We start from the raw sequence: 10,749 nt of genomic DNA, 5'->3' as shown, positions 1-10,749 counted from the left end.
GAAAGAGGGAGGGCATCTGCTACCACCCTAGCAAACTTCCCCATGCCCTAGGAAAGGGCGCTTTTGGGGGCCGGATCGGGGGGGATGGTAATCAGTCGAGATCCCTGCTTGCGGGTGATATAGTTGCTGGCCCACTGGATCATAACAATCACCTTATTGTCGAATTCGATCAAGAAAAAGATGTGGACAAACAGCCACACAAACCAGGCGGGGAAGCCCGTGAGTCGCATCCAGGGGAAATTCACCACCGCCGAGTGTCGCCCAATCACCGCTAGTCCCCCGGTGTCTTTGTATTCAAATTTGGTGGTAGGGCGCTGCTTTAGCCGATTTTGGATGAGTTTGGCGACATACTGACCCTCTTGCATGGCGACGGGGGCAATACCAGGGAGGGGCTTATCGTCTTGGTGGGCAAAGTGGGCCAGGTCACCAACCACAAAAATGTCGGGATAGTTGGGCACGCTCAGGTCTTCTGAGACGATGATCCGCCCTGAGCGATCCCGTTCGGCCCCGGTGCGTTCGGCCAAAATGCCACCCATGCCGGGGTCGCGTACTCCCGCCGCCCACAGCACAGTAGCCGATTGCACGGTGGTTATCTCTTCGCCCTGCTTGAGAGTGATTTGGTGGCCCTGAATATCGGTGACGAGGGTTTGGGTCAAAATCTCTACGCCCATGCCCTCTAGGTCTTGGTAGGCTCGCTGAGACAGGTCGGAGGGGAAAGGCGGCAGCACCCGATCCATGCCTTCGACCAGCAGAATGCGGGTTTGGGCGGTGTCGATTTGGCGGAAGTCGGGCTTGAGGGTGTGGTAGGCCAGTTCGGCCAAGGCCCCAGCCAGTTCCACCCCAGTGGGGCCAGCGCCCACAATCACAAAGGTGAGCAGGGCTTGCTGCAAGTCAGGATCGGTCGTCTTTTCAGCGGCTTCAAAGGCGGCAAAAATGCGCCGCCGCATTTCTAGGGCATCTTCCACGGTTTTGAGGCCGGGGGCAATGTCGGCCCAGTCGTCGCGGCCAAAGTAGAAGTGGCTCATGCCAGTGGCCACGATCAGCGTGTCGTAGGCCAAGATATCGGAGGCCAGGGTGCTATCGCCCTTGAGGCGAACGGTTTTAGCCTGGGGGTCTATATCCACCACCTCCGCCATCAACACCTGGGTGTTTTTCTGCCGACTCAGCACCCCCCGCAGCGGTGAAGCGATATCTCCGGGCGATAGCCCCCCCACCGCCACCTGATATAGCAGGGGTTGGAATAGGTGAAAGTTGCGCTTGTCAATCAGCGTCACCTCCACATCAGTAGCCCGCCCCAGCCGCTGGGCCGCATAGAGCCCACCAAAACCGCCGCCGATAATGACAACACGGTGCTTACCAGAGGGCGGGGCCACAGGAGACGATTCGAGGGCAGGGTCTTGCAGGGTTTGCATAGCAGTAGGGCAGCGCTAGGGGTGCGGGAACAATGTTAATAATTGTTATAAAACGAATTGGGTGCCAAGACTGTGCGCTGCGCTAAATTTCTCAGTTTTGGGCACCTTGCACCCCACGGAAGTCAAAGCAGGGGGCCAGCCTCTCGATCTTCAAGATCAGCCCCCTAGCTGCTGGGGAATCGCAAGGGACAGGGCTGCATCCATGGCCCAAGTCAAGATAACCAAGGGAAAACAGGGATAGAAACTTCATAAACCGCTTCGCTTTCCGTAAAATTTCCAATCGCGTTGATGTTGCCTGATAGCTCAGCCAACCAGCTGGGCATTCTGGTTAACGTAACGTTTATCGTAAAAGTCTAATGAGTCAGAAAATCGGTCAAGCGCTGCGCCAAGCCTTCGGCACCATAGGTTCCCTAGGACTAGCCATCGGGTTACTGGGCTGTGGCGAAGCCGCGACATCCCTAGGGCAATCCGCCGGAGAAACGGCGATTTCCCCATCGGCTGCCGCTGCTGGATCGCCCAGAACCGCCCTTGTCTCAAACGCCTTCGACCCTGCGGCCTACTCCATCGCCACCATCGACGCCGAGCTAGAGCGGATGATGCTCCGGGATTGCCTCATCTTTGAAGAGCAGCAAATTAACGACACTGTTTATTTATTCTGCGCCGGAGCCAACGACCAGCCCCTGCGGGTGGAGATGGGCTATCCCGACGGCCCCGTATCGCGCTACTGGTTCCACGATGACGGCCAGTTCTATGCCCACGAAGATTACTTCGACGGCAACTTTACCCGCAAGGTGCTGGCTGACGACGGCAAAACCATCGTCTTTACTAACAGCCAGGGCGAGTGGGAGGCCGTAGACGATATCCAGGAATGGCAGGATACCATCGACATGGTCAGCATGGCCATTACCACCGTGCGCTCTGAGCTAGGGCTGGAGCGAGGGGAGGTATCCTCCAGTCAAACCAAGCATGGCAGCGCCGACATCCTACCCGTCGGCATGGTGAAGCTGGCTCGCACCGGGGGAGACTTTAATCACCGCTGGGCTACCCTGGTTGTGCCCCAGCCCGGTACGGCGGTCTCTGCCGAGGGCGGGGCCATGCGTTGGTACGACCTGCACTTGGCCACCATGGTGGCGCTGACGGCGGATCAATTCTGCGGCAATCCCTCGGCGCGGGGCGCGTACTTTAACTACGAGGCCGACGGCGGCAGCGTGTATATGGGGCAATATTTCATCCCCTGCAACACCGCAAAGGAATTGATGGACACCTTTGGCCGAGGTCGCCAGATCTCGGTGGAGATGGAAGAAGGTGGCTTTGACCTGGGCACTACCCAGCAGGCAGTTCCAGCCCTACCCGACTCGATGATGGCTCAGTTTCGCCGCCAGGTGGTGGATGTGCTGACGCCGGAATGCAGCGACGGCGGACTCTGTCCGGGAGATCGCATCTAAGTCTCAGCAACGGATCGCCCATTGGAGGTAACTGGGCCATCCGTTGTTCGGAATAGGTCATCCGTAATTGGTAGTTGATTGCGCGTTCTATTGTTTACGTTCCAAAAGGATCTGTCCCATGAATTTTCGTGCCCTTGTGCTGAGTGCATTGCTAGGAATGTCTGCCCCGATGGTGGTTGGGGAACTACTGACCCCCACTCCCGTCTCGGCCCAATCGCCAATGACGGGCGACTATATGAACGACGACTGGGTCGTTAACCTGTGGCAAGCCGAGGGAACCCTGCACTATCAAGCGATGAGCCGCCGCAATGGTGGTGAGATGTACCTGTCTGGGGCCACCCAATCGGGTACTCAGGATCGCCAAATCTATACCTGGCGCAACGGGGGCCACCAATACCAAGTGACCTGGCGGCCCAGCGATCCCGACTACATCCGCCTCCAGGTGATCGACCCCAATGGTCGCGAAATTTTGAATAACCTGCTGTCGCGGATTCCTTTCTCCCCCTAGCCCAAAATTCTCTGCATCTCAACCATTAGGCCAGATGGCCAACAACCCCAATTCTTGGTTAGCTTAATCAACGGAGCATCCCGCCCTGCATCCCCAGGGCCAGGGTCGGGAAAGCGTCGTGGTGCCTTTCAACCAGCCAGGAGGTGTTGATGTGCAGAGAAAATCAGACGGTTTGCCCCTATTGAGGTTGCCGCTGAAAGCCCTAGGCCAGCGATGGTGGTCGGGGCTAGTCTCGGTTTGGGTGCGGGGAATCGTCGGGGTGCTGGTGGTAGGCTCCCTAGCGGCCTGCGGATCTTTGCCCCTAGCGGTGAGTTCGTCCTATCAAACCATCAGCCCCAGCCAGGATGGTATCGGGCGGGTATATTTAGGTCGAGAAATCGCCAAAACCATGGGCCACGAGGGGGCGGCCTGGTTAGATCGCCCCAGTCGCGGGTTGCAGGAACGGCCCCAAGCTGCGGTGGAACACCTGGCTCTGCAACCTACGGACATCGTGGCCGACATCGGGGCTGGGTCGGGCTATTTTGCCACGCGGCTGGCGGCGCGGGTGCCCCAGGGCCGGGTGCTGGCGGTGGATGTTCAGCCGGAAATGCTGGATCTGCTGGGCCAAAAGCTAGCCGCTAGCCAGATCACCAACGTTGAATCCATCCTGGGCACCGAGGACAGCCCCAACCTGCCCCCGAATACCCTCGATCTGGCCCTGATGGTGGATGCCTACCACGAATTTGCCTACCCTCGCGAGATGATGACGGGCATCGTTGCTGCCCTGAAGCCCGGTGGCCGGGTGGTGCTGGCAGAATATCGAGCGGAAAATCCCCTGGTGATGATCAAGCGCCTCCACAAAATGAGCGAGGCCCAGGTGAAGCGCGAGATGGCCGCCGTGGGGTTGCGCTGGCTGAAGACCGACGATACCCTGCCCCAGCAGCACCTCCTATTTTTTGAGAAACCCGCCGCCTAATGGCCTCGCCCCCGCCGATCCCTGGCGAACAAGCCATTCCTAGCTAACAATAAATGAGACAATAAAACCGACCATGACCGAAGGATTTCCACCCATGTTCAAGCGTTTGGCCACTGTGCTGATTCTGGTGTTTGCCGTTGCCCTCCAAAGCTGCGTAGGCGGTGGCGGTGGCCTCCTCAGCTACACCGATCCCTACGATGGCTACGACTTCATGTATCCCACGGGCTGGGTTGAGGTGACGGTGCCCGGTGCCGCCGATGTGGTCTTCCACGACATCATCCACGAAACCGAAAACGTCAGTGTGGTTGTGAGCGAAGTGCCCAACAACACGAAACTAGAAGACTTGGGTAGCCCCACCGATGTGGGCTACAAGCTGTCTAAGAGCTTCAACGCCATCGCGGAAAACGATAGCAACGTGGAACTGGTCAGCGCCCAGCGCATTGATACCCCCGACGACAAAACCTACTACATTCTGGAATACGTGGCCGATCTGCCCGCCGGAACCCGCCACAACCTCGCTAGCGCCATCGTCCGCCGGGGCAAGCTCTATACCTTCAATGCCTCTACCAACGAAGACCGCTGGGACAAAATGAAGGACATCCTAAAGCAGTCCGTGGCGTCCTTCAAGGTCTCCTAGGCCAACGTCGCGAAATGTCGTGGATTGTCGTTGTGGAGTGTCCCTGAGTCCAATGGTTTCTGCGTCTTCCAGACCTCAATTTGTCCTGGCTTCCGCCTCCAAGGCGCGTCGGTTGCTGCTGGTGGGGGCGGGGGTGCATCCCTTCGTTTGCCCCAGCAACTTCGATGAATCCCAAGTGAACGAGCCCGACCCCAGCCGCCATGTGTTGACTCTGGCCCAACGCAAAGCGGAGACCATCGCGCCCCAGTTCACCAATGCCATCGTCCTCGGCTGCGACTCGGTGCTGGCCTTCAATGGCCAAATCTACGGCAAACCCGCCAGCCCCGCCGAAGCCATCGCCCGCTGGCAAGAGATGCGCGGACAGGTGGGCGAACTCCACACGGGGCACGCGCTAGTTTCTCCTAGTGGCGTTTGCCTCACCCGGTCTGCCGTCACCCGCGTTTATTTTGCCGACCTCGACGACGACACCATCACCGCCTACGCGAACTCTGGCGAACCCATGGCCTGCGCCGGAGCCTTTGCCATCGACGGCAAGGGCGGACTGTTCATCGAAAAGCTGGAGGGTTGCCACAGCAACGTCATCGGCCTCAGCCTGCCCCTGCTGCGCACCATGTTGGCCGAACTGGGCTATCGCGTCGCCGACTTTTGGTAGGTTTTCGCGCCCCAGATCCTTACATACCCCTTCCCTGAACCCTGGCCACCCCTTGGTCAGGGTTTCCTGTTTTAGGGGCCAAGGGCCTAAAGAAAACCTTTGGGAGAGGCCGATTTTCCCAAAGGTTGTTTACGCTGTTGACAGTTTTCCTTGGGGAGGCGGGGGTTAACCTTGCCCTCATCCCCAAGGTGTACCGTCTAAAAGCACACCCGACTCCCAACCCGTCAATCCGTAGGGGCGTGGTTCCCTCGCCCTCTTCCACCGGACATCGTCAACCCGGCTTTGGCGGCAGACCGGATGGGGTGTTAGGCCACAGCGAACGGCAACCCTAAGCAAACAGTCCCTCCCAGCGAACAGTTACCAAGAGAGTTCTATGGCACAGAGTTTTGGTGTAATCGGCCTCGCCGTGATGGGCGAAAATTTGGCCCTCAATGTTGAACGCAATGGCTTCCCGGTAGCCGTGTATAACCGCACCGCCCAGGTGACTCAAAGCTTTATGGAGCGCCGCGCCCAGGGCAAAAACGTGAAGCCCACCTACAGTTTGGAAGAATTTGTTGAATCTTTAGAACGCCCCCGCCGCATTTTGCTGATGGTGAAGGCGGGCGGCGCGGTGGATGCCGTCATTGACCAACTGCGGCCCCTGCTGCAAGAAGGCGACATGATCATCGACGGCGGCAACTCCCTCTACGACGATACCGAGCGGCGCACCAAGGATCTCGAATCCACGGGCCTGCGGTTCATTGGTATGGGCGTCAGCGGTGGCGAAGAAGGTGCCCTCAACGGCCCCAGCCTGATGCCCGGAGGCACCCGCGCCGCCTACGATTCCATCGAGCCGATTGTGCAGAAAATTGCCGCCCAGGTGGATGACGGCCCCTGCGTCACCTACATTGGCCCCCGTGGCGCAGGGCACTACGTCAAAATGGTGCACAACGGCATCGAGTACGGCGATATGCAGCTGATCGCCGAAGCCTACGACCTGATGAAAAGCGTCCTCGGCCTGGATCACAACCAGCTCTACGAAGTGTTTGCCGAATGGAACACCACCGAAGAACTGGATTCCTACCTGATTGAAATCACCACGGACATTTTCACCAACCTCGATCCCGATACGGGCAAGCCCCTGGTGGAACTGATCCTCGACGCCGCTGGCCAAAAGGGCACCGGACGCTGGACGGTGATGAGCGCCCTGGAATTGGGCGTCGGCATTCCCACCATTACCGCAGCGGTGAACGCCCGCATTCTGTCCTCCATCAAGGACGAACGGGTGGCGGCCTCCAAGGAACTGTCTGGCCCCAGCGCCAGCTTCAGCGGTGACGTAAAGGACATGGTGAACAAAATCCGCGATGCCCTCTACTGCTCCAAAATTTGCTCCTACGCCCAGGGCATGGCGCTGATTGGCGCGGCCTCGAACCATTACGAGTACGGCATCAACCTCGGCGAAACCGCCCGCATTTGGAAGGGGGGCTGCATCATTCGGGCCGGATTTTTGAACAAAATCAAACACGCCTACGACGAAAACCCCAGCCTGCCCAACCTGCTGCTGGCCCCAGAATTTAAGCAAACCATTCTGGATCGCCAAGCCGCCTGGCGGGAGGTGATCGCCCTCGCCGCCCACCAGGGCATCCCCGTCCCCGCCTTCAGCGCCTCGCTGGATTACTTCGACAGCTACCGCCGCGACCGCCTACCCCAAAACCTCACCCAGGCCCAACGCGACTACTTTGGAGCCCACACCTACCAGCGCACCGACAAAGAAGGCACCTTCCACACCGAATGGACGAAGGCTCCCCACTAGGGTTCCAACGGTCATTTAATACTCATAAAAGTCCCAGGGTTCTTGGAGAGTCCTGGGATTTTTTGCGCTACAAATTTGCTATGGCAGCAGGGACGGGGTCTTTCTCAATTTCGATGAGAAGTGGCTCACTAATCTCCTATCGATAGCAGATTTGCTTGGTTTTGATCCACCACAGCATTCGCCACCGCCCTTTGAGCAGTCCAGTTTTCGCCTGCTTCAAGCTTTTCTCCAGAAAGGTTTCGCTTTCGGCTATCTCAAGCACGAAGGGGCGTGTCATCCGAATCTACCCTCTCAAACACTTCCCCCTATCATGCTCAATCTCATAATGGATTGGCATTAACTCTAGGCTGCAAAGCACTGATGTCTGCCCTATTATTACCATGGCCAATCTGCCCTGTGTCTTGTGGTGTCTTCTTCCCCTGCCCGCTCTGGTTATACCTTGCCCGTTTTTGCTTGTGCAGGGGCCGTAGCCGCACTGCGACGGTTAATAAATCCTATGGATTCCCCTCCGGTGGTGAGCCTAGACTTGGTGCAGCCCGCCCAGGCAGCCGAAATCCCCATTGCCCAGGTGGCACCCTTGCCGGATGGATCAGTGCTGGCCATGACCCACAGCGATCCGGGGGATAACCTAGACCTAACGCGCCATACGCCCCTGTGGTCGGTGGTGGCTTGGGGCAATCCTGACCAACCTGAAGCCATCCAAATCGAAGGCGGCGAGGGCATTGGTCGCCAGGTCAACCAGGGGGATGCTCCGGCGATCTATCGCTACGCCCAAACGGTCATCACCCACAACCTAACGCCGCTGATTCCATCCGGGAAAACCCTGCGGGTGACGATCATTCTGCCAGAGGGTCGGGCCTTGGCGGAGCGTACCTCCAATGCGGCCTTTGGGGTGGTGGAAGGGCTGTCGCTGCTGGGCACATCGGGCATTTCAGAGCCCCTGAGTGCGCCAGGGCAGTTAGATCAGTCGCGGGACATCCTGCGGGAGAAGGCTGCTCAGTACCGCGACTTGGTGTTTTGTGTGGGGGAAAACGGGCTGGATTTGGCCGTGAAACTGGGCATGAACCCCGATTGTCGGGTGAAGACCGCTAACTGGCTGGGGCCGCTGCTGGTGGAGGCGGGGCAGTTGGGTGTCGAAGGGGTGCTGCTGCTGGGCTATCACGGCAAGCTGATTAAGCTGGCGGGGGGCATTTTTCACACCCATCACCATGTGGCCGACGGGCGGCAGGAAATTTTAGCGGCCCACTGTGCAGCGGCGGGGGTGCCGCTGGAAATCACCCAGGCGATTTTTCAGGCGGATACTGTGGAAGCAGGACTAGCACTTCTACGGGATCATGATCCGACCGTAGCTGTCCAGGTTTATCAGGCCATTGCGGAACGCATTGACGAACGGGCCTCGGTCTACGTCCACGCCCACACGGGGCAAGGGCTGCGGGTGGGATCGATGCTCTTTAACCGCCAGCGCCAAATTGTTGCTACCAGCGCCCAAGGAAAGACGTTATTTCAGCAAGTTTTGCTAGACTGAAAAGATTCTTTTTTACCAATCCCCCTTTACAATCCTTCGCCTGCGGCGGATACCATTCCTCGCTTGCCCTTTAAAATCCTTTGGTTGATTGCTCCGCTGTCAGGGCATGGGCACCCAAACTCCCCCCTCACCTTGCCCCTGTGCCTTGAGCTTTAGCCCTTTCGTCACCCCCGTCTCCATCTACAGGATTAAGCCCGTGACCCTTCAAACCGATTCTACTACCCACCTCGACGACACCTCTATGCCGGAGGTCAATCGCCAAATGCTGGTGATTCTGGACTTTGGCTCTCAATATTCTGAGCTAATCGCCCGTCGCATCCGCGAAACCGAAGTGTATTCGGAGGTTTTGTCCTACCGTACAACGGCGGAACAGCTCAAGCAGCTCAATCCCAAGGGCATCATTCTCTCCGGTGGCCCCAGTTCGGTGTACGACACTGGTGCTCCCCACTGCGATCCCGCCATTTGGGAACTGGGCATCCCCGTGTTGGGTGTGTGCTACGGGATGCAGCTCATGGTGCAGCAGTTGGGCGGCCAGGTGGAGCGGGCGGAACGGGGCGAATACGGCAAAGCGGGCCTCTTCATCGACGACCCCACCGACCTGCTCACCAATGTGGAAGACAACACCACCATGTGGATGAGCCACGGCGACTCGGTGACGACGCTCCCCGACGGCTTTGAAGTCCTGGCCCACACCGACAACACCCCCTGCGCCGCCATCGCCGACCACCAGCGCAAGCTCTACGGCGTGCAGTTCCACCCGGAGGTGGTACATTCCATCGGCGGCATTGCCCTGATTCGCAACTTTGTTTACCACATCTGCGAATGCCACCCCACTTGGACGACGGAAGCCTTTGTGGAAGAAGCCATTCGCGAAGTTCGTGCCAGGGTGGGCGACAAGCGGGTGCTGCTGGCCCTCTCCGGCGGGGTGGATTCTTCAACCCTAGCCTTTTTGCTCCATGAGGCTATTGGGGATCAGCTCACCTGTATGTTCATCGACCAGGGTTTTATGCGGAAGGGCGAACCGGAGCGGTTAGTGAAGCTGTTTCAAGAGCAGTTCCACATTCCCGTCGAGCATATCAAGGCGCGGGAACGCTTCCTCAATATTGTGCAGGGCGTCACCGATCCCGAAGAAAAGCGCAAGCGCATCGGCCACGAATTTATCCGGGTGTTTGAGGAAGAATCTAGCCGCCTCGGCCCCTTCGACTACCTAGCCCAGGGCACGCTATATCCCGACGTAATCGAATCCGCTGACACCAACGTTGACCCCAAAACCGGGGAACGGGTGGCGGTGAAAATCAAGAGCCACCACAATGTCGGCGGTCTGCCGAAGGATCTCCAGTTCAAGCTGGTGGAACCCCTGCGGAAACTCTTTAAAGACGAAGTTCGCAAAGTGGGCCGCAACATTGGCCTGCCGGAAGAAATCGTCCGTCGCCATCCCTTCCCTGGCCCTGGTTTGGCCATTCGCATCATCGGCGAAATCACTGAAGAGCGGCTGGAAATCCTTCGCAACGCCGACTTTGTGGTGCGGGATGAAATCAGCAAACAAGGCATGTACCACGACTTCTGGCAAGCCTTTGCGGTGCTGCTGCCCGTCCGCAGCGTTGGCGTGATGGGCGACCAACGCACCTACGCCTACCCGATTGTGCTGCGCCTGGTGAGCAGCGAAGACGGCATGACCGCCGACTGGTCGCGGGTGCCCTACGACCTGCTCGAAACCATCTCCAACCGCATCGTCAACGAAGTGGAAGGCGTCAACCGGGTGGTCTATGACATCACCTCCAAGCCCCCTGGCACCATCGAGTGGGAATAGGGAGCGAGGAGAC

Annotated in this window: 10 protein-coding genes; 8 read left to right on the top strand and 2 right to left on the bottom strand. The window is 58.5% G+C overall.

What is annotated here, in order from left to right; genetic code table 11:
- Positions 1-47: 47 nt before the first annotated feature.
- Positions 48-1,412 carry an NAD(P)/FAD-dependent oxidoreductase gene (locus tag GFS31_RS06000; protein WP_198807317.1) on the bottom strand — a complete coding sequence of 455 codons (1,365 nt, stop codon included), beginning with the start codon at positions 1,410-1,412 and terminating at the stop codon, positions 48-50.
- A gap of 356 nt (positions 1,413-1,768) precedes the next feature.
- On the opposite strand from GFS31_RS06000, the gene GFS31_RS05995 reads away from it, so the two are divergent.
- From GFS31_RS05995 to gndA, 6 genes are all read left to right on the top strand, one after another.
- Positions 1,769-2,857: a hypothetical protein gene (locus tag GFS31_RS05995; protein WP_198807316.1), complete on the top strand. Its 1,089-nt coding sequence runs from the start codon at positions 1,769-1,771 to the stop codon at positions 2,855-2,857.
- Positions 2,858-2,975: 118 nt separating this feature from the next.
- On the top strand, positions 2,976-3,365 hold the full coding sequence (locus GFS31_RS05990) for a hypothetical protein (protein WP_198807315.1): 390 nt from the start codon (positions 2,976-2,978) through the stop codon (positions 3,363-3,365).
- Positions 3,366-3,516: 151 nt separating this feature from the next.
- Positions 3,517-4,320: a class I SAM-dependent methyltransferase gene (locus tag GFS31_RS05985; RefSeq protein ID WP_225907583.1), complete on the top strand. Its 804-nt coding sequence runs from the start codon at positions 3,517-3,519 to the stop codon at positions 4,318-4,320.
- A 94-nt stretch (positions 4,321-4,414) separates the two neighbouring features.
- On the top strand, positions 4,415-4,957 hold the full coding sequence (gene psbP, locus GFS31_RS05980) for a photosystem II reaction center PsbP (RefSeq protein ID WP_198807314.1): 543 nt from the start codon (positions 4,415-4,417) through the stop codon (positions 4,955-4,957).
- 52 nt (positions 4,958-5,009) lie between these two features.
- Positions 5,010-5,609: a Maf family protein gene (locus GFS31_RS05975; RefSeq protein WP_198807313.1), complete on the top strand. Its 600-nt coding sequence runs from the start codon at positions 5,010-5,012 to the stop codon at positions 5,607-5,609.
- A gap of 373 nt (positions 5,610-5,982) precedes the next feature.
- Positions 5,983-7,401, top strand: coding sequence for an NADP-dependent phosphogluconate dehydrogenase (gene gndA, locus GFS31_RS05970; protein WP_198807312.1), 1,419 nt, complete (start codon positions 5,983-5,985; stop codon positions 7,399-7,401).
- Positions 7,402-7,537: 136 nt separating this feature from the next.
- Here gndA and GFS31_RS05965 read toward each other — a convergent pair whose 3' ends face one another.
- On the bottom strand, positions 7,538-7,678 hold the full coding sequence (locus GFS31_RS05965) for a hypothetical protein (RefSeq protein WP_198807311.1): 141 nt from the start codon (positions 7,676-7,678) through the stop codon (positions 7,538-7,540).
- 126 nt (positions 7,679-7,804) lie between these two features.
- Here GFS31_RS05965 and cbiD point away from each other — a divergent pair, with 126 nt between their 5' ends.
- Both cbiD and guaA read left to right on the top strand, forming a co-directional pair.
- The gene (gene cbiD, locus GFS31_RS05960; protein WP_317135084.1) at positions 7,805-8,926 is read left to right on the top strand and encodes a cobalt-precorrin-5B (C(1))-methyltransferase CbiD; all 1,122 of its coding nucleotides are present in this window, start codon (positions 7,805-7,807) and stop codon (positions 8,924-8,926) included.
- 241 nt (positions 8,927-9,167) lie between these two features.
- Positions 9,168-10,736 carry a glutamine-hydrolyzing GMP synthase gene (gene guaA, locus GFS31_RS05955; protein ID WP_198808059.1) on the top strand — a complete coding sequence of 523 codons (1,569 nt, stop codon included), beginning with the start codon at positions 9,168-9,170 and terminating at the stop codon, positions 10,734-10,736.
- Positions 10,737-10,749 lie beyond the last annotated feature (13 nt).

Origin of the sequence: Leptolyngbya sp. BL0902 (genome assembly GCF_016403105.1) — a bacterium.
Classification (GTDB): domain Bacteria; phylum Cyanobacteriota; class Cyanobacteriia; order Phormidesmidales; family Phormidesmidaceae; genus Nodosilinea.
This window is presented reverse-complemented; position numbering and strand designations above follow the sequence as displayed.